15 protein-coding genes and 1 tRNA gene are annotated in these 19,382 nt (G+C 68.0%); 7 read left to right on the top strand and 9 right to left on the bottom strand.

The genetic code is table 11. The annotated features are described in order from the left end of the window. The first annotated feature begins 131 nt into the window (after nucleotides 1-131). Nucleotides 132-1,106, top strand: a complete 975-nt coding sequence (locus tag ELEN_RS06205) for a glycosyltransferase family 2 protein (protein WP_009304630.1) — start codon at nucleotides 132-134, stop codon at nucleotides 1,104-1,106. Between the two features lie 265 nt (nucleotides 1,107-1,371). Here ELEN_RS06205 and ELEN_RS06200 read toward each other — a convergent pair whose 3' ends face one another. Together ELEN_RS06200 and ELEN_RS06195 are read right to left on the bottom strand one after the other, a co-directional pair. Continuing rightward, nucleotides 1,372-4,869 (bottom strand): UvrD-helicase domain-containing protein, encoded by a 3,498-nt coding sequence (locus tag ELEN_RS06200; RefSeq protein WP_015760485.1) that lies wholly within the window; start codon nucleotides 4,867-4,869, stop codon nucleotides 1,372-1,374. Further along, complete coding sequence (locus ELEN_RS06195) at nucleotides 4,866-7,772, bottom strand: PD-(D/E)XK nuclease family protein (protein WP_009608306.1); 2,907 nt, start codon at nucleotides 7,770-7,772, stop codon at nucleotides 4,866-4,868. Before ELEN_RS06195 ends, ELEN_RS06200 begins: the two co-directional genes overlap by 4 nt. A gap of 50 nt (nucleotides 7,773-7,822) precedes the next feature. Here ELEN_RS06195 and ELEN_RS06190 point away from each other — a divergent pair, with 50 nt between their 5' ends. The 4 genes from ELEN_RS06190 to ELEN_RS06175 all read left to right on the top strand — a co-directional run bounded on the left by ELEN_RS06190 (nucleotide 7,823) and on the right by ELEN_RS06175 (nucleotide 12,252). After that, nucleotides 7,823-8,752 carry an EamA family transporter gene (locus ELEN_RS06190; RefSeq protein ID WP_226844467.1) on the top strand — a complete coding sequence of 310 codons (930 nt, stop codon included), beginning with the start codon at nucleotides 7,823-7,825 and terminating at the stop codon, nucleotides 8,750-8,752. Nucleotides 8,753-8,809: 57 nt separating this feature from the next. After that, nucleotides 8,810-8,884 (top strand) — tRNA-Glu (locus ELEN_RS06185). Nucleotides 8,885-9,147: 263 nt separating this feature from the next. Beyond that, the gene (locus tag ELEN_RS06180; RefSeq protein ID WP_009608374.1) at nucleotides 9,148-10,518 is read left to right on the top strand and encodes a glycosyltransferase; all 1,371 of its coding nucleotides are present in this window, start codon (nucleotides 9,148-9,150) and stop codon (nucleotides 10,516-10,518) included. Nucleotides 10,519-10,731: 213 nt separating this feature from the next. Beyond that, on the top strand, nucleotides 10,732-12,252 hold the full coding sequence (locus ELEN_RS06175; RefSeq protein ID WP_009608372.1) for a DEAD/DEAH box helicase: 1,521 nt from the start codon (nucleotides 10,732-10,734) through the stop codon (nucleotides 12,250-12,252). Between the two features lie 358 nt (nucleotides 12,253-12,610). Here the strand turns inward: ELEN_RS06175 and ELEN_RS06170 are convergent, their stop codons facing one another. Genes ELEN_RS06170 through ELEN_RS06160 form a run of 3 tightly spaced genes read right to left on the bottom strand, consistent with a single transcriptional unit; the run spans nucleotide 12,611 to nucleotide 16,200 of the window. Further along, entirely contained in the window at nucleotides 12,611-12,883 is a 273-nt protein-coding gene (locus ELEN_RS06170) for a hypothetical protein (RefSeq protein WP_009304638.1), read from the bottom strand. 48 nt (nucleotides 12,884-12,931) lie between these two features. Further along, nucleotides 12,932-13,303, bottom strand: a complete 372-nt coding sequence (locus tag ELEN_RS06165; protein ID WP_009304639.1) for a DUF1667 domain-containing protein — start codon at nucleotides 13,301-13,303, stop codon at nucleotides 12,932-12,934. Beyond that, nucleotides 13,303-16,200, bottom strand: a complete 2,898-nt coding sequence (locus tag ELEN_RS06160) for an FAD-dependent oxidoreductase (RefSeq protein WP_009608397.1) — start codon at nucleotides 16,198-16,200, stop codon at nucleotides 13,303-13,305. The genes ELEN_RS06165 and ELEN_RS06160 overlap by 1 nt, the downstream gene beginning before the upstream one ends. A 99-nt stretch (nucleotides 16,201-16,299) precedes the next feature. Here ELEN_RS06160 and ELEN_RS06155 point away from each other — a divergent pair, with 99 nt between their 5' ends. After that, complete coding sequence (locus ELEN_RS06155; protein WP_009304641.1) at nucleotides 16,300-16,656, top strand: NifB/NifX family molybdenum-iron cluster-binding protein; 357 nt, start codon at nucleotides 16,300-16,302, stop codon at nucleotides 16,654-16,656. A gap of 87 nt (nucleotides 16,657-16,743) precedes the next feature. Here the strand turns inward: ELEN_RS06155 and rplT are convergent, their stop codons facing one another. The 3 genes from rplT to infC are packed head-to-tail and all read right to left on the bottom strand — an operon-like array spanning nucleotide 16,744 to nucleotide 17,907. Then, nucleotides 16,744-17,097, bottom strand: a complete 354-nt coding sequence (gene rplT, locus ELEN_RS06150; RefSeq protein WP_009304642.1) for a 50S ribosomal protein L20 — start codon at nucleotides 17,095-17,097, stop codon at nucleotides 16,744-16,746. Nucleotides 17,098-17,120: 23 nt separating this feature from the next. Next, nucleotides 17,121-17,318, bottom strand: coding sequence for a 50S ribosomal protein L35 (rpmI, locus tag ELEN_RS06145; protein ID WP_009304643.1), 198 nt, complete (start codon nucleotides 17,316-17,318; stop codon nucleotides 17,121-17,123). After that, on the bottom strand, nucleotides 17,311-17,907 hold the full coding sequence (gene infC / locus ELEN_RS06140; RefSeq protein ID WP_009304644.1) for a translation initiation factor IF-3: 597 nt from the start codon (nucleotides 17,905-17,907) through the stop codon (nucleotides 17,311-17,313). Before infC ends, rpmI begins: the two co-directional genes overlap by 8 nt. A 346-nt stretch (nucleotides 17,908-18,253) precedes the next feature. Here infC and ELEN_RS06135 point away from each other — a divergent pair, with 346 nt between their 5' ends. Then, a complete protein-coding gene (locus tag ELEN_RS06135) occupies nucleotides 18,254-18,667 on the top strand; it encodes a YbaN family protein (protein WP_009304645.1) in 414 nt (137 codons plus the stop codon). Nucleotides 18,668-18,930: 263 nt separating this feature from the next. Here ELEN_RS06135 and ELEN_RS06130 read toward each other — a convergent pair whose 3' ends face one another. Further along, on the bottom strand, nucleotides 18,931-19,254 hold the full coding sequence (locus ELEN_RS06130; RefSeq protein ID WP_009304646.1) for a VOC family protein: 324 nt from the start codon (nucleotides 19,252-19,254) through the stop codon (nucleotides 18,931-18,933). Between the last annotated feature and the right edge of the window lie 128 nt (nucleotides 19,255-19,382).

Below are 19,382 nucleotides of genomic sequence, written 5' to 3'. Positions count from 1 at the left end.
CCGGGCACAATATTACCGGTCGAAAACGGCTTCCTTACCGGGTTTCATCTGGAAAACAACGGAGCCGTCTGGCGCAAGCCCGACGTTTCGAGTAGGATGAACCTCACCTATACAGAACCGAGGAGTGATTCGTGGATCAGAAGATCGATACGCCGCGCGCCCAGAGCGGCACCGTCGCCGTGCTCATCCCCTGCTACAACGAGGCCGTAACCATCGGCAAGGTGGTCGACGACTTCAGGCGCGTGCTGCCCGAAGCGACCGTGTACGTCTACGACAACAACTCCTCCGACGGCACCGCTTCCATCGCGGCCGAGCACGGCGCCGTGGTGCGGGCCGAACGCCGCCAGGGCAAGGGCAACGTCGTGCGCCAGATGCTGCGCGATATCGACGCCGACTACTACGTCATGGTGGACGGCGACGACACGTACCCCGCCGAGGCCGCACCGGAGCTTTTGGCTCCGCTCATGGCCGACGAGGCCGATATGAGCGTAGGCGACCGCCTGTCCAACGGCACGTACGGCGAAGAGAACGACCGCGCCTTCCACGGCTTCGGCAACGACCTCGTGCGCACGCTCATCAAGTGGATCTACGGATTCGAGTTCTCCGACGTCATGACCGGCTATCGCGCCTTCAACGCCGTGTTCGCCAAGACCATGCCCGTGCTCTCGCCCGGCTTCGAGATCGAGACCGAGCTGTCCATCCACGCCGTGGACAAGCGCTGGCGCATCGCCGAGGTGCCGATCGACTACCGCGACCGCCCCGAAGGATCGGAGAGCAAGCTCAACACGTTCTCAGACGGCATGAAGGTACTGGCCATGATCATGTCGCTGTTCAAGGACTATCGCCCGCTCGCGCTGTTCAGCTGGCTCGCGCTTCTGTTCTGCTTGCTGGGCCTCATCGCCGGCATCCCCGTCATCTGGGAGTTCGCCGCAACGGGCCTCGTACCGCGCCTGCCCTCCGCATTGCTGGCCGTGGCCCTCGTGTTCGTCGGCATCCTCGCATTCGCCAGCGGCCTCATCCTGGACACGGTGGTCAAGGGCACTCGCAAGGAGTACGAGCTGCAGGTGACGCAGGCCTACGAGCGCTACGGCAGGCGCAGGGCGTAAGCCCCGGAAACGCCTCGAGGGGCGCGGGTGTTGACAATACTCGCTACGCACTCCATCACACCGCGCCCCTGCCCGTCAATCATCCTAGCAAATGCCTTGAACAATGTTCAGTCGTGATTTATGACCTTTTTGCTGAGAGAATAATCTTTTGATACATTTTCGCTGTTTTACCTGCTAGACCGTCGCTTTATCAAAGCATCGTGTATCTGTTCGGTTACATTCTAGGCAACGATAACCTGCTGTCAAGCCGAGCAGGCGGAAGAGGCTACGCCCTTCGGGCGCTTAGGATGCGGACGGCCAGCCCGTCGAGATCTTCGGCAGTGAAGCGGTAGGTCACGGTTTGCATGCCCCCCGCCGAATCCTCGCGCTCGACGCGCGCGAAGCGCAGCTCCACCTCGACGCAGCCCTGCCGCAGCAGTGCATAGGCGTAGCATTGCGCCTGCAGGAGGTGCTTGGAGCGCAGCGCTTCCGGCGCCTCGCCGTCCGAACCGCCGGTCTTGTAGTCCACCACGAGCGCACGAGCGCCCGCAAGCTGCGCGTCGTCGGTGCACAGAAGGTCGATCTCCCCTTCCACGAACGCATCGGATATCGGCACGAAGAACGGCACCTCGGCGCGCCGCAGCCCCCACTGCAGCGTTTCGGCGTACGTCGCGCTGGAGAACCAGCGCTCGCAGGCATCGGCCAGCCGCGCGCGCTGTCCCGTCGATAGAGCGTACGCCTCGGAGAGCACGCCGAGGCGCGCAGCGCCGGGAACCCTTCCCGTCTCGACGGCCAGCTGCGCCGCCCGATGGAAGGCGCTGCCCAGATCCGTCGCCTTGTCCGCGTCCGCGGCGAAAGGCACGCCCTCGTCCGCCGGAGCCGGAAGCGGGTTCGGGGCGATCGACGAGTACGAGAACGCATCGTCGCGCGCCAAGCCTCCCGCGAAGAGCGTCGACCGCGAAGCGTCGTCCACGACGGGCACGAAGAACAGCCGCGGTTCGGGCGCAGGCTCGACACCCTCCTCGGCGCGCGGCTCCGGCGGCTGCACGAGGATGCGCTCGAAGCGGGCCGGCGCGGTGCCGCCGTAGGGAAGCTCGGCAACGCCCTCGGGAAAATCGCCGTCGCCGCACAGCGCGCTGCGGATATCGTCGACGAGCGGGGCGTACGCCGGAGGCTTGCCCGCCGAGGGAGCTTTCGCGTCCATCGCCACCACAAGCGCCTCGCTGGCACGCGTGAGGCCCACGTAGAGCTTGCGACGCGCTTCGGCCAGCTCCTCGTCGGCCGCACGGCGCGCGAGCTGGGCGCGGTAGGCCGCCTGCGTGCACGACGAAGCGCCGAGAGCGCACGCGGGCCCATCCTCCCCTTCTACGAGACGGCGAGCGGCCAGCAGATCGGCATCATCCTCGCCGTCGCCGGCCGCAGCCGCGCCCGAGCGCTTCGCCAGCTGGGGAAACGCCTCCAACGACGCTGCGGGCGCCAACGAGGCGCGCGCGATGGCACCGCACGTCTCCACCAGAAGCTTGCCGCTTCCCGCGCGCGCGTCGGCGAAGTCGGCCAACGCCACGACGGGGAACTCCAGCCCCTTCGAAGCATGGATGGTCATGATCTTCACCACGTCGCCGCCGGCTCCCGACAACGCGCCGGGCGCCTCCTTCAATCCTACGGCCAGCTCGTCGGCCAGCGCGCGCGCCGTGGAGGCCAGCCCCAGGTGGCGCTCGGTTTCGAGGCGATCGACGAGCCGGACGGCCTTCAGCACGTTCGCGGCTCGCGCCGTGCCCGCCGCGCCTTCCTCCTCGAGCCGTGCCATCCACCCCGAACGCACCACGGCATCGCGCACCACGGTCGCCACCGGGCGCGTGCGCGACTCGTCACGCGCCCGCTCGAACAGGCGCACGGCGTGCGCCAGCCGCGGCGGCAGTCCGTCGGCGCGCGATGCGAGGCGCGCGAAGCCCCGGTCGAGATCGCGCCGCCGCACGCATCCCGTCTCAGGATCCTCCTCGGTGGTCAGCACGAGGAGGTCGTCTGCCGACAGACGCATCATGTCGCTGGTCAGCACTTCGAACAGCGCAGCCGTGTTCGCCGGGTTCGCCAGCGCCTCCACGAAGCGGGCGACCACGCGCACTTCGGGCGCGGACGCGAACAGCGACCCGCCCGTCACCACGCACTCGAAGCCCTCGGCGCGCAGCGCCTCGGCATACATGCCCGCACGGCTCATCTTGCCCAGCAGCACCACCATGTCGCCGGGAGCGTGGCCGTCCTCGCGCAGCGCGGCGAACCGGCGGGCGATGGCCTCGGCGCCGGCGCGCTTCGCATCGGCCGTGCGCACGCCGGTGCCGCGCCCCGCGGGCTGCACCGACAGCACGAGGTCGATGCGCGGCGCGCTGCCCCGATAGCAGGAGGGGCGCTGCTCGTTCGGCTCCAGCGACATGAACGCCTCGCCGAACACCGTCGACTGCTCGAACACGCGGTCGACGAACGACAGCACGTCGCCGTGGCTGCGGAAGTTCTTCGTGAGCTCGACGTAGAGCGCGCCCACTTCGTCGGCGCGCATCGCCTTCTTATGAGCCTCGTACACGTTCACGTCGGCGCCGCGGAAGCGGTAGATGGACTGCTGCGCATCGCCTACCGTGCACAGGTGCGCGCACCGCGGCCCGGCCAGGCGCGCGATCATGTCGATCTGCAGCTGGCTGGTGTCCTGGAACTCGTCCACCATCACCAGTTTGAAGCGGCGTTCGTAGCGCGCGGCGATGTCCGGGCAGCGTTCGAACGCGTCGAGCGTGCGCACGAGCAGGTCGTCGTTATCCAGCTTGCACGCGGCGCGCTTCGCACCCTCGAAGCGCGCGGTCACCTCGCGCGCGAGCGCCATGAGCTCGGAGGCCAGCGGGTGCGCCAGCGCGAGCGCGACGTTCTGAGCCACGCGCGCGTGCACAGCTTGATACGCTTTGACCTCGGCCTTCACGTCGGCGCCGCCGAACGTGCACGGCAGGTAGGCGCAGCCGTCGACCACAGCTGCCAGCGCACGCGCGTCGCTCGCCGCGGACGCGTCGGCCAAAAACGCCCCGAGCGCCTCCACCGCGTCGGCCGCGGCCGCGCGCGCCCGTTCGGCGGACGCGCTCTTCCCCGCCCGCTCGAGCGCGGGCAGCACGCCCTCGTAGGCCAGCAGCAGCTCGCGCGCGAGCGTCGAGGCCTGCGCGGGCGACGGCCCGAAATCGAGCGCGTCGAGGCCGCCGCGCAGCCCCGCCGCCTTGTCCATCAGAGCCTGCAGCATGGAGGCCACCGACGGAGCGAGCGGCATCGTCGAGCGTGCGGGGTACTCGTCGAACAGCGCCGCGTACGAGCCGCGCGCGATGATATCGTTGTCGTCGCCCAGCGCGCCGTCGATGGCGTCGGCCACGGCTTCGGCCCGCTCCGCATCGCCCATGATGCCGAACGCAGGATCCAGCCCCAGGTCGAGCGCGTGGGCGCGCAGGATGCGCGCGCACATGCCGTGGATGGTGGATATCCAGGCGCCGTCCACGCGCAGCGCTTCCTCGGCCAGCCCTTCGGCGCGCAGCGTGCGCTTGACGCGCGCCTTGATCTCGGCGGCCGCCTTCTCGGTGAACGTGATGGCCAGCACCTCGTCGACGCCGGACGCCGCAGGGCCGCTCTCGGGCAGAAGCGCATAGGCGATGCGCTGCGTGAGCGTGAACGTCTTGCCCGAGCCGGCGCCGGCCGACACGAGCAAGGGACCGCGCACGTGCTCGATGCTCTGGCGTTGACCAGGGGTGCAGGTTGAGAGGTTCATGCGCCCATCCTTTTCTCGCAGGCGAGCACGGGGCAATACCCGCACGGGTCTCCCCCGCGCGGATCGGGACCGATGCAGCCGTCGGCCAGCGTGCGCACGGCCCGGGCGATGCGATCCTCCACCGCGTCCACCAGCTCGCCGAACGACGAGACGCCCAGCGCCTCGCCTGCCGGCCCCGGCACGCCGCAGCGCTCGACGTCGATGCCGGGCACGTCTCGCTCGCCCACGACCGTGCGGTCGAAGGCGCCCGAGACGCGCCGATCGCGGCCGTACGACACGTACAGCGCACCCACCACGTCGAGACCCAGCACCTTGCGCGCCACCTGAGCGTACATGAGCGTCTGCACCTTATGGGGAAGCACCGCGCCGCCCGCCTGCGCGGCGGGCGATGCCGAATCCAGCGCGTAGTCGCCATTGAGCGACCCCTTGTAGTCGATAACCACCGCCTGGCCGGCCCCGTTCACGTCGATGCGGTCCACACTGCCGCGCAGCAGGCATCCTGCGTACGGGAACGGCTCGCTCGAGCCGAAATCGAACTCGAAGCGCACGGGCTCGAAGCCCGGCAGCAGCAGCGCCTCGCGGTCGAGGAACCGGACGAGCCTCTTCCTCAGATCGGCCGTCTCGGCGCGTTCGAAGGCGGTGCGCGGGATCAACGGGTTGACCGAGCGCTTGAGGTTGCGTTGCGATTCCAGATGGCGGTCGAACGTCTCGCCTAGAAGCGCGCGCGCTTCGGGAAGCGTCGCGGAGTCCACCTTCGCATGCCCCGCCTCGCGGAAATGCTCGTAGAAGCTACGCAGCACGTTGTGGGAGAAGCTGCCCATCTCGAGAGGCCCGAACCCGGCGTCCGGCTCCGACAGGCGAAGACGGCGCAGAGCGAACCACTTGTAGGGACATTCAAGGTAGCTTTCCAGCGCAGACGGCGACAGCGCCAACGCGGCGTCGGCGCCGCGCAGCCCCTCGCGCGGCGAGCGCGGCAGCACGATGCGCGGGCGCTGCTCGGGCGACACCGCGCCCGCGGCCGACAGCTCCCAGGACAGCGTCGCCCCTCCTTTGCCTACGCGCGGCTGCACACCCTCGCAGACGAGCGCGAGGTTGTCGTGGAGCGCGTCCTCCCCTGCCAGCATGGCGAAGGCGACGAGCGGCTTGGGAAGCCCCGTCGCCCGGTCGTCCTCGCCCGCATCCGCTTCCCGGTAGCAGTCGAGCAGCTCCTCGAACATAACCGACGGATACGCCTCGTTCGCATCCTCGGTGTTCAGCACGCGCTCGCACACCACCGTCTCGCAGGCGCTCGAAAGCGCGCGGAAGAATCGGCGGCGGGAGGCGGCGAGCGCGTCTGCGGGGCGGCCGAGGCCCAGCTTCTCCAGAAGCAGCGTGCCGCCGTCCTCGACGAGCCGCACCGGGTAGGAGCCCGCGTCGAGATCGCACAGCACGAGCGCGGCGCAAGAGCACGCGGGAAGCTCGGCCGCCTCGTCGAGCGACATGAACAGCGCGTCGGGGCGCGCGCCTTCGTCGCGCGCCGACCGAGCGCTTGAGGAAACCGGCATGCGCTCCAGCAACGGCAATGCGCCGTCGAACACCGCGTTCGCGCGACTGCATGCCGCCGCGAACCTGCGCGCGCACGACACGGCCGCCAGTTGCTCCGCGCGAAACGCCGGATCGAGGTCCGTACGTGCGCGCAGGCGCGCCTCGAACCCCGCGAGCGCGCCGTCCGCGTCGCCCGCCTCCAGCGCCGTCAGCGCGTCGGCCGCCGCCTCGCTTTCGCGGGCGAGATCGGCCGCGATGCGCGCGCGCTCGACCGTGCGGTCCCCGCGCCACGCGGCATCCAGCTCGCAGGCCGTTCGGATCCCGATGCCCGAGAACGGTCCGAGCGCGAAGTCGGACGCCTGCGCGATGCTCCATGCGCCGCAGGCGAACGCGTGCAGAGCGAGAAACGCGCGTCCGAACGCGGTGTCGGCGAACGCCCGGCTCGCACTCACGGCCGAGGCGGCGCCCGCTTCGAGCAGCGCGCCCGCAACGTCGTCGAACAACGCGCGAGGATCGCGGGCAGTCACCGCAACGGGCAGCGGATCGCGCCCCTCCTCGACCGCGCGGAGGCGCTCGTCGGCCACGGCCTGCGCCACCGTGCTCGCCACGAGGGTCGGCGCGGCGTAGCGTCCCGCCGGAAGCAAGAAGCGCACCCGCCCCGTCGGGCGCAGAGGCTCGGGCATCGCGGGCTTGAACAGACGCTCCAACAGCCCTTGCAGCTCGGAGGCGCGCCCGTCGGCACCCGACGGGGCGCGGCAGCCGTCATCGAGGCGAACGACGTCGGTCCGCTGCGCGAGCGCGGCCGTCATCCGCTCCTCAGCGCAGTCAAGGTCGTCGAACCCGGCCAGCACAAGGGGCGCGGGCGCCTCCATAGCCTCGGGAAGCAGAGCCGCCGCCTGCGACGATTCGCAGCACCCCGCCTCCTGCAGAAGCTCCGCGTAACGCTCGAGCACCATGAGCGCATCGCGCTCGGCCGCGCTCAGACCGGCGTTTGCGGCGACCGGCGCCGTCAGATGCGGCAACGCCTCGCGCGCCAAGCGCGCGAGCAGGCCGACGACGCCCGGCGTGGCTTCAAGCGCCGTCCGTTCGGTCTCCAAGCAGGCGCGGCGCACGAGCAATGCGCGATCGAACGACGACACGATGCGGCGCCCGTCGCCGAACAGATCCCACCTGTCGCGCACCCACATCATAGGCGTCTCCACGCGCGCTCCCAGCGCGCACGGCCCCTCCGCGAGCGCGCGGCGCACGCGGTCGGCAGCGGCGGGACTGGGAACCAGCAGCACGGGCGCGAGACCCGCCGCCAGCCACGATTCCAGATATGCGCGGGCGGCGTCCAGCACGTCGCCCGCATGGTCGAGTATGTGATGTTGAAAAGGCATGCCGCCTATTGTACTCGCCCGCCGCGCGGGCGTGCGCTACAATGGCCGCCATGCAGAAGAACACCTTGAAATACTCCGCCGTCGTGTTCCTCGGCGGCGCCAGCTACGGCGTGATGGCCGCCACGATCAAATGCGCGCTCGCCGAGGGGTTCTCGTGGACCCAAACCGCCGCCAGCCAGGCGTTCTTCGGCGCGCTGCTGTTCGCCGTCGCCTTGGCCGCGCTGACCGTCCTCGGCAAGCGCCCTGTACCGCTGTCGCCCAAGCGCGTGCTGTCCTTGCTGGGGCTGGGCCTCGCCACATGCACCACCTGCGTGCTGTACAACTTCGCGCTCACCATGCTGCCCGTGTCCGTGGCCATCACGCTGCTGTTCCAATTCACCTGGATCGGCATCGTATTCCAGGTGGTCGCCACCCGTCGCAAACCCCGCCTCGCTGAAATCGTCGCGGCGGCCGTCATCCTCGGAGGCACCCTCTTGGCGAGCGGCCTGTTCTCGAACACGGTGGGTCATCTCGACCCGCTCGGCATCCTCTGCGCGCTGCTGTCGGCCGTCAGCTGCGCGACGTTCATGTTCCTGTCGGCGCGCGTCGGCTGCGACCTGCCGCCAATCGAGCGCGGACTCGTCGTGTGCCTGGGCGCGTGCATCCTCGGCTTCGCCGTGTGCCCCGACTACTTCTCAAGCGGCGCGCTGCAGGCCGGCATTTGGAAGTACGGGCTGATCCTGGGCGTATTCGGGCTGTTCGTGCCCGTGGTGCTGTTCGGCATCGGAACGCCGCACCTCTCGGCGGGGCTGTCCACCATCATGGCATCGTCGGAGCTGCCATGCGGAATAGCGATATCGGTGCTCGTCCTGTCCGAACCCGTGGACGCGCTTCAGACGGCCGGAATAGCCGTCATCATGCTGGGCGTGGCGGTATCGCAGCTGCCCAACCTGCTGCCGCAAGGCGCGTCCGCTCGCTTTCGAAAAAAACGCTTGCAATGACGCGCTCGCTTTGTAATAATGTTCAGGCTGCTTTTCCAGCTAGGAATCGCGCAAGCCGTCCCCATAGTCTAGAGGTCAGGACGCGGCCCTTTCAAGGCTGAGACACGGGTTCGATTCCCGTTGGGGGCACCACGAAATGCCAGGCCGGAAGCTCATCGCTTCCGGCCTTTTTCTTTGCCTGCGTCTTTCGTGTGCCAACATGTGCCGCAATCGACATGTTCGCGCTTCATCGGACCCGCCGCCGCGTGGGCGAGCCGGCGAACGTCGGACGCCGGAGAGCCTGCCGGATCAACCCGCTCCCGCGCATCGCCGTCGAGCCGCTCCCAGATGCGGCGATGCGATGGGCGCCCCGCACGCTCGCACCGAACGCCGCCCGTTTGCGGTATGATTATGACATGGACACCGACGAGAACACTGCGCGCCCGCTCGCGCCGGAAAACGAACCCGCCTCTATCGAGCTGGCGGACGCCGACGACGGCGCGCTCGCGCCTCCCGAAGACGAGCTGAAGAAGCCCCTGGTCATCGTGATGCACGCATCGGTGGGCTCCGGCCACCGCAGCGCTGCCTACGCCGTCGCGCAGGCGTTCGAGCTCATGCGCGACGCGGACGGCGAGCGGACGGACGGCCAGCCTCCCATCCCCGACGACCTCGACATCGAGGTGATCGACGTGCTGGATTACGGCCGCATCGTGTTCGACGGAAACAACGCTGCGTCGCTGTTCACGGGCGCCACGCGTCCCATCTACGACCTCACCTGGCGCTTCACGCTCACCGGACGGCTTCTGTGGGGCGGCGGCTCCATCTGGTCGCACCTCATGTACTCGAAGTTCACCGACTACGTGCGCGACAGGCAGCCGCTGGCCATCGTGTGCACGCACATCACCGCCGCCAACGTGGCCGTGGCGGCGCGCATGCTGACCGGCCAGCACTACCCCATCGTGTGCGTTCCCACCGACTACGAGACCGAGGGCCTCTGGCCGCACAAGGCCGCCGATCTGTTCTGCGTCGCGAACGAGTCGATGGCCGAGACGCTGCGCCCGCGCAAGGTGCCCGAGGAGAGCATCCTCATCACCGGCATCCCCACGCGCGACGATTTCCGCCGCGCCTACGACCGCCCCTCCGTGCGCGAGCAGTTGGAGCTGCCCCAGGATAGGCGCATCGTGCTGGCCTTGGCGGGCGCGTACCTGCCCCGCCCCTACGTGCACTTCCGCACCGCGCTGGACAAGCTGCTGCCCTACCTGCACGGCTTCGACGACACGCTGCACTTCGTGTTCGTGGCCGGAAGCGACGCCGACTACGCGCGCCACCTGCGCCAGGAATGCGACGATCTGGGGCTCTCCAACGCCACCGTACTCGACTACGTGGACGACATGGCTGCGCTCATGGCGGCCAGCGACCTGGTCATCTGCAAGTCGGGAGGCCTCACGGTTACCGAGTGCCTGTGCGCGCAGGTCCCGATGATCCTTCTGGGCAAAGCGTACGGCCAGGAGAAGGTGAACGTGCAGATGCTCACCTCGCTGGGCGCCGCCATGCACGTGACCACGGCGCGCGAGCTGCTGGACACGCTGCGCCACGTGGCGCGCAACCCCGAAAGCGCCCACGCCATGCTGATCAACGGCAGCTTCCTGCGCCACCCGAACGCCGCCGAGGACATCGCGAACGCCACGCTGCGCCTGATAGCCGCGCCGAAGAACCCCGACGACCCGCGCTACCGCAAGCACCTGCTGCACTTCTACTGGGGAAAGAAGCCCGCCCACATCCGCTAAGGGCGCAGACGGGGTTTCGCGTCGGCTTGGTACCAGGTTTGTGCATTATGCGCTCATCGGACCGGAGGTCGACCGATGAGCGTATACTGGTTGTTCGGCGCCCGACGTTCGCTCGGTTGCGCCTCGATCTTCCGAAATGCATGACGCGGCGGATCGACCCCGCACCTGCAATCAGCGGCACCCGTGCCGCACCGACACAGAAAACAGAGACAAATGAAGCAATTCAACGAACTCGGCCTGTCCGACCAGGCTCTTGAAGCCGTCGCGCGCCTGGGCTACGAAGCGCCCACGCCCGTCCAGGAGCAGGCCATCCCTCTCGCGCTCGAAGGGCGCGACCTCATCGCCGCCGCCAAGACCGGCACCGGCAAGACCGCGGCCTTCTCGCTGCCCTCGCTCGACCGCCTGGGCCATGCCAAGGGCGGGCAGGGCCCGCTCATGCTCGTGGTCACCCCCACGCGCGAGCTGGCCCAGCAGATCGGCGAGGTGTGCACCGCCATCGCCGCCTCCACGCATCACCGCATCCTCACCGTGGTGGGCGGCCTGTCCTACACCCCGCAGATCAACAAGCTCAAGCACGGCGTGGACATCCTCATCGCCACGCCGGGCCGCCTGGTCGACCTCATGGAACAGGGCGCCGTGCGCCTCGGCGACGTGGAGGTGCTCGTGCTGGACGAGGCCGACCGCATGCTGGACATGGGCTTCTGGCCGGCCATGAAGAAGATCATCGGCGCCACGCCCGCCTCGCGCCAGACGCTGCTGTTCTCGGCCACCATCGACGCGTCCATCAAGAACAGCGTGGGCAAGCTGCTGCACGACCCGGCGTTCGTCGAGATCGCCCACAAGGGCGAGACGGCCGACACCGTAGAGCAGTACATCGTCCACGTGGCGCAGACCCTCAAGCCGGCGCTGCTCAAGGCCGTGCTGGCCGAGAAGGGCTCCGACCGCGTCATCGTGTTCGCCCGCACGCGCAGCCGCGCCGATTCCACGTGCCGCCGCCTCAAGCGCGCGGGCTACACCGCCGAGGCTATCCACTCCGACCGCAGCCAGGCGCAGCGCCGCCGCGCGCTCGACAACTTCGCCGCCGGCAAGACGGGCGTGCTCGTGGCAACCGACGTGCTGGCGCGCGGCATCGACGTGGAGGAAGTGGACTACGTCGTGAACTATGACCTGCCCACCCAGCCCGAGGATTACGTCCACCGCATCGGCCGCACGGGTCGAGCGGGCGCCGCGGGCTTCGCCGTGTCGTTCGTAAGCCCCGAGACGGCCGACGCGCTTCGCGACATCGAGAAGCTCATCAAGCGCCCCATTCCCGAGATGGAGGTGCCTTCGTTCGATGCCGAGCAGGCCGCCGAAGAGGCCGCGGGCAAGGCCGCCCGCGCCGACGCGCGCCGCGACCCCGAGATCAAGCAGGCCGCCAAGGAGATGGCCGCGCGCGAGCGCAAGAAGGCCAAGGCCCGCGAGCAGGCGCAGGCCGAAGACGCGCCGAAAAACGCCCCGAAGCGCAAGGCGCCGAAGAAGCCCGTCGCGTCGAAGGGCGCCCAGCCGAACCGCCAGCAGCCGGGCCGGGCGAACGCGAAGCAAGGGCAGCCCGGCCAGCGCAGCGGCAAGCCCGCGTCCGGAGGCGCGCGCCCCGCGCAGTCTTCGGCGAAGAAGGGCGGTCCCGATCTCCGTCCGGGCCGCGCTCATCGCGCCAGCCTCGCCCAGCAGCGCAGCAGAGGCGGCAAGCGCAAATAGACGTCATGGACGGCGGGAAGCGAAGCATCCCCGGTTCCCGCCGCCCGCCGCATTACTCCTTCTGCGTTGTAAGGCATGCGAGAAGACCCGGCAGCGCGAACTTCGGGTCCAACGTGCGGCAAAACCGGGGGTTTGGCAGTCTCGAGGTGCCCATGACGACCATGTTCCCGTTTCGGCAAACCGTGAACTGGGGGTTTGCTTGGAAGCTGTTCGGCGAAGGGCGCGAAAACTGCCAAAACCCCGATTTTGCCGCATATGGGTTCGTGAAACCGTGCTCGCCGCTGAGTCCGCGCCGCCGAACGCCGGCTGCAACCTCAGCGCCGCCTCGTCGAGGCCGACACCCGCGCGCGGCAACCTCTTAGCCCAAGGGGTTCTTGTTCTGGTTGGCGGCCACGTGGACGAGGCGGTTGCCCAGCCACAGCAGGAACGCCAGCACGACGACGGCGCTGCCGGCCAGCATCCATTGGCCGCGCGTCAACTCCGCGATCAGCAGGAACACCACCACGGCCGCGGCGAACAGCAGCACGAGCGTGCCGAAGGCGACCAGAGCCGTAGCGGCCGTGCGGGCGCCGTTTCCCTCCTCGCGCTCCGGATGGGATCCTTGCTCGATCCGCTCGGATTCATCGTTCATATCGGAAGCCCTTCCCATCGACAACGGCCCGACGGGGGTCGCGTTCGCTCAGCATACGCTTTTCGTGGCGACGACGGCCACGCCGGTGCCGCATACGTCCTCGATCAGCACGTCTCCGGCCGCGACCGGCGCGTCGAGCCGCAGCGCGGCGACGGCGGCCAGCACGTCCTTCATAGCGGCTTTCGGCACGGGACGCTGCGTCTTCACGCTGACCGGCTCCAGGCAGCCGGACACGCACAGCACGGCGGTCACCATGCGCTCGGGGGCGACGGCCTCCTGCGCCGCGTAGTCGGCCCCGCGCTTGCAGGTATAGCCGGAAACCTCGCTCACCTGCCCGTTCTCGTCGAGCGCGACCTCTATACGGCAGCCCAGCGGGCAGCAGATGCACGTGTAGGCGGCGATGTCGGTAGCGAACTGCATCAGTCGGCGCCTCCTCCGGCCATGCCGGTCTCGTCGGCCACGCGCGCGGCCTCGTCGCGGCCCTCGACGCGCACGCGCACGGCCGAGCACCCCGCCGCGGCGCCCGCGGGCAGGACGACGAGCACCATCTCGGCGGGCACGGCGATCATCGTCTTCGCGCGCTTCAGCTCGCGCACCCGGCCGGCTTCGTCGATCCCCTCCACCACGAAGCGCGGCTCGTTCACCGTGCGCGCGACGCGCAGCGACAGCATGAGCTTCTCGTCGGGCGGCGTGGCGGCGTCGATGCTCTGCGGCACCACGTAGCGCACGTCCTCGCCCGCCATCACGGGAACGGCGACATGCGCATCGCGCGCGGCCGAGGCGCCCGAGGCCGCCTGCCGCGCATAAGCGGCCGCGGCGGCGCCCGCGCGCTCGCCCTCTTGCGACGCATGGTCCACCAGATCGTGCACGTGCAGCGCGTTGCCGCAGGCGAACACGCCGGGAACGTCGGTAGCCAAACGGTTGTCCACCCGCGCTCCGCCGGTGACGGGATCGAGCCCCACCCCGGCCGACTTCGCCACCTCGTTCTCGGGCACGAGGCCCACCGACAGCAGCAGCGTGTCGCACGCGATGCGCTGCTCGGTGCCGGGGATCACCTGGATCGTCTCGGGATCCACCTGCGACACGTACACCGCGCTCAGGCGACCCTCCCCTTCCAGCCGCGTCACCGTGGAGCTGAGGTGCAGCGGGATGCCGAAGTCGTCCAGGCACTGCACCACGTTGCGACGCAGACCGGACGGATGCGGCATCAGCTCGTGCACGCCCACCACCTCGGCCCCCTGCGACGCCAAACGGCGCGCCATGATCAGCCCGATGTCTCCCGACCCGAGGATCACCGCGCGACGTCCGGGCAGGCACCCTTGGAGGTTCATGAAGTTCTGCGCGCTGCCCGCCGAGAACACGCCCGACGGACGCGAGCCCGCCAGGTTGAGCGCGCCCAGCCCGCGCTCGCGCGAGCCGGTGGCCAGCACCACGGCGCGCGCCGCGATGGCATGCGCGCCGCGCGCGTCCACCGCGTGCACCGTGAGCGGCGCTCCGTCGTCCGGGCGCCCCGGATCGACGGACGTCACGCTGGCACCCGCCAGCACGTCCACCGAGCCCGCGTCCGCAAGCGCGTCGATCTCGCGCTGCGCGTACTCGGGACCCGTCAGCTCCACGCCGAAGCGGTGCAGCCCGAACCCGTTGTGCACGCACTGCTTGAGGATGCCGCCCAGCTTCTCCTCGCGGTCGAGCAAAAGCACGCGCGCGCCCTGCTGCGCGGCCGCCTGGGCTGCGGCGATGCCGGCTGCCCCGCCGCCCGCCACCGCCACGTCGTAGACATGCGCGCGCTCGCGCTCCGCGTCCTGCGCCTCCGACCGCTCGCCCTTGCGCGCCAGCTCCGCGTAATCGGGGCGCGAAGCGGCCACCACGGGCGATCCCGGCAGGCGCTTGTCCAGCACGTCGGGCGCCACGCCCGTCTCGCGCGCCACGATGCGCGCGATCTCCGGCGAGCAGAACCCGCCGTGGCAGCGCCCCATCATCGCGCGCGTGCGCCACTTCAGCGCGTCGAGCGACAGCACGGGCAGCGGAGCGTGCAGCGCGGCCACGATCTCGGCCTCGGTCACCTCGCAGCAGCGGCACACGATGTGCCCCCACCGCGGGTCGGCCTCGATGGCGCGCGCACGCTCGGCCTCGTCGCGCTCGGCGAACGGCTTGCAGCGCTCGCGACTCGCCTGGAATTCCCCGTTCGCCTCCGCGCCCAGCTGTTCCGCCACCGCCTGCGCCACGTGCTCGGCTACGGCCGGAGCCGAGGTGAGCCCCGGCGAGTCGAAGCAGGCGATGTTGAAGAACCCGGGCGCGTCGTCCGGTTCGCCGATGACGAAGTCGTCGCCGTCGGCGTTCGAGGCGCGCAGCCCTGCGAAGTTCGCGATCATGCCGCGCGCGCCGGCGTCGGGCCACGTCTTCTTCGCGGCGTCCAGCACGAAGCGCAGCCCCTCCGCGCTCGTGGACAGGTCGGTCTTGCTCGCCTGCTCCACGGCGTTCGGCCCCACCAGCAGGTTGCCGTGCACGGTGGGCGTCACGAGCACGCCCTTGCCCGCTGACGACGGCGCCTGAAACACGGTATGCGAGAACAGCGGGCCGTACTCGGAATCGTACAGGCAGTACTCGCCGCGCCGCGCCGCGATGCGCAGGCGATGCGCGCTCACGGCATTGTTCAGCTCGTCGGCGAACACGCCGGCGGCGTTCACCACCGCGCGCGCCGCGTACCGCGCGCCTGTCGAGGTGGACAGCAGATAGCGCGCGGACGAGGGCGAGCCCGCGGCCAGGCGCTCGACGGACACGACGCGCTCGTTGAAGCGGAACGCCGTGCCGTGCAGCGCCGCCTGCTCTGCCGAGAACAGGGCAACCTCGTACGGGTCGCAAATGGCGCCCGTCTCGGCCAGCAGGCCGCCGCGCACGTGCGGGCTCGCATGCGGTTCGAGCGCGCGCACTTCGGCGGCGTCCAGCTCGCGCACGCCTTCCACGCCGTTCTCCGCCGCGCGCGCCACGAGGCGCCGTATGCTGGCCAGCTCCTCATCGGAGAACGCGAGCACGAGCGAGCCGTTGCGGACGTAGGAGAATCCCAGCTCGTCGGCCCATTGCGGAAACAGCTTGGACCCGGCCGCGTTGAAGCGAGCCTTGAGCGTTCCAGGCAAAGGGTCGTAGCCGGCATGCACGATGCCAGAGTTCGCTCGCGTCGCGCCGCAGGCCACATCGTTGCCTGCCTCAAGCACCACGACGTTCAGACGCCAGCGCGCCAATGCACGCGCCGTCGTCGCGCCGGCAACGCCGGCTCCCACGATCGCAACGTCGATGCTCTGCAGAGGTTCGGTATCCATGTCGTTCAGCTTACTATTTATCCCCGTTGAGCGAAAGAGCGGATACACAATCGGCCAAGCGCGGTATCGTTATTTCCACGAAGCGACGAAAGGAATCACATGAGAATAGCGGTGGCGAGCGAAGGACTGGCCGTATCTCCCTATTTCGGACATTGCGCAAGCTTCACCTGCTATAGGATCGAACGGGGCATCATCGTCGAGTGCCAGAACATGCCGAACCCTCATCAGACCCCTGCCCGCATCGCCGCGGTGCTGCGCGAGCTCGATGTGACGGCGGTCATCACCGGCATCATCGAGCGCGACGCCGTGGAAGCGCTGCAAGCAGCCGATATCGAAGTAGTGTCCAACCAAGCAGGAAGCGCCCGAGATGCAGCCGAGGCGTATCTCGCCCACACTCTCATCGGCACGGACGAATGGCATAACGACGAAGAAGTCCTCGGAGCCATCGAGTCGTAGCAGGAAAGCCGGCAGGAAAATCCTCCCCTAACGAAAGCGCCCCGCCGGCTTATCCGACGGGGCGCTGTTTTTGCATAGACGCGAAGCCTACAGAGCCTTCTTGGCGACCTCGGTGATGGCGGTGAACGCCGCGGGATCGTTGATGGCCATGTCGGACAGCACCTTGCGGTCCAGCTGCACGCCTGCCTTCTTGAGGCCGTTCATGAGCACCGAGTAGCTCATACCGTTGATGCGGGCGGCCGCGTTGATGCGGGTGATCCACAGACGGCGGATCTCGCGCTTCTTGTTGCGGCGGTCGCGGTACATGTACTGGAGCGAATGCTGCACCTGCTCCTTCGCGGCACGGTAAGAACGGGACTTCGCACCGTAGTAGCCCTTGGCGCGATTGAGGACGGTACGACGCTTCTTATGGGCGCTGACTGCGCGCTTGACACGAGGCATGTTCTATCACTGTTCCTTTTCGATTAGCGGAGGCCGAGGTTACGGGCGATGACCTTCTGGTCAGCCGTGGCCACTTCGGTTTCATGGCGGAAGTTGCGCTTGCGCTTCTGGCTCTTCTTCGTCATGATGTGGCTCTTGAACGCCTTCGAGCGCATGATCTTGCCGGAACCGGTAACGCGGAATCGCTTCGCGGTGCCGCGATGAGTCTTCATCTTAGGCATGGTCGTTCCCTTCTTCTTTCTTCTCGTTCTCTTTCTTTTTCTTCGCCGCGACTGCCGCAGGCAGCGGGGCGATGAGCATGTGCATGTTGCGGCCTTCCATCTTGGGCTGGTTCTCGATGACCGCTTCGTCCTTCAGGTCGTCGGCCAGACGCTCCAGGATGGTGAGACCCAGCTCCGGGTGCGCCATTTCGCGACCGCGGAACATGATGGTGATCTTCACCTTGTTGCCGGCTTCGAGGAAGCGCATGACGTGCTTCTTCTTCGTCGTGTAGTCGCCCACGTCGATCTTCGGCCGGAACTTCATTTCCTTCGTTTCGACCTTGCTCTGGTTCTTGCGAGCCTGCTTGGCCTTGATGGCCTGGTCGTACTTGAACTTGCCGTAATCCATGATGCGGCACACGGGCGGTTCCGCGTTCGGCGCGATTTCCACGAGGTCGAGCCCCTGGTTGTCGGCCACCCGCTGGGCTTCCGCCGTCACGTAAATACCCATCTGTTCGCCATCGAAGCCGATCAAACGGCATTCGCGAACCGTGATCTCTTCGTTGAGCCGAGGCTCCTGAGCAGCTATCGCGCTCACCTCCCAATCCATCGCGCTTCCGCGCCATAATAAAAACCCGTAGCTTTGGGAGCATACGGGTTTCGCATTCGTATTCAGGCTTTGTAGCCGGTATTCGAGCGACCCATCAGCAGCCAAAGCGCCGAACCAGGTGGAGGGTCTCCCCTCGCTTGAACAAACAACTTGCTTATTGTAGCACGGGATTTTTAAGATGCAAGAAAATCATGAGGGTTTTTCGTCCGGGTTTTGGATCCGCATCTTCAGCAAGGTGGGCAAAACCCGTTAATTTCCCATGTTCCGACGATCGCACGATCGCGATGCGAGCCTCTTCGGTATACTGGCTGCAGCCTGTACCGCCTTACGCGACGGAAAGGACGTCATGAATCGCATCGTTCGTTACCTCATGCTCGCCGGCGCTTGGACGGCCTGCATCATCGGCTGCATCGGCGTGTTCGTGCCCGTGCTGCCCACCACCCCGCTGCTGCTGCTCGCGACGTTCCTGTTCGCGAAATCCTCGCCGCGCTGCCACGCCTGGATCATCTCGACCCGGGTGTACCGCACCTACGTCGCCGCGTTCAAAGAAGCCGGAGGCATCCCGCTCGGCACGAAGGTGCGCATCCTGGCCGTGTCGTTCACGCTCATGGGCCTGTCCGCCTGGTTCGTGCAGAAGCCCCTCGTCTGGGCTATCCTCGGATGCGTCAGCGCGTTTTTGCTGTATCTCATGTTCGTGCGCATCCCCACCATCACCCCCGAGCGCGTCCAGCTGATCCGCCAGGTCGAAAAGGCCGAGTAAGAATCAGCCAGGAAGCGGGAACGTCGTCGAACGGCAATAATCGACCGGTTTGGTAATCTTGGAGAGGATCCGGCCGCGGCGTTTCGGGTCTGCCGAGCGTGATCGAAGGCGTTTTTCCAGGTCGCATGTTCAAAGCGTAAAACAAAGCGAATCTGCGGGATTACCAAACCGATCGATTCCTGCCGCGGATCGGGGGTTTCGCCGTCAAGCCGATCCGGAAAAGCGGCGGCCCCGTCTTCGGGGCCGCGCTCAACCGCCAATCGCTAGTTCTTGTCCTCGTAGAGCTCGATCACGGCGCCGTCCTTCTCGACGAAGGCCAGACGCACACCGGGACCCGCGTCCATGGGGTCGCAGATGACGCGGTCGGCATCGTCGACGTACCGGTCCAGATCGTCCACCGCGTAGGCCACGTGCCAGCGACGATGCAGCTCTTCGGGGAAGGGCGTGCCCTCCTCGAACTTGAGGTACTCCACCTTGTAGTCGTAGTCGTCGACGTTCGACACCCAGAACTTCATGGCCTCGTTGTAGATCATGTTCGGCTTCTTCTCCGTGATGGGGATGCCGATGTGCATATAGGTTGCGGTCATACCGATCTCCTCTCGTCTCCAGGTTGGCGTAGTAAGTCAGCGAGGCTGGCTGCGGTGCCCGAGATTCGTGGGATCGCAGAGGCGAAGCGTACTTTGGTACGCGAGTATCCGGGATCGCGCGAAGATCG

The sequence above is a fragment of the Eggerthella lenta DSM 2243 genome (assembly GCF_000024265.1).
GTDB lineage: Bacteria > Actinomycetota > Coriobacteriia > Coriobacteriales > Eggerthellaceae > Eggerthella > Eggerthella lenta.
This window is presented reverse-complemented; position numbering and strand designations above follow the sequence as displayed.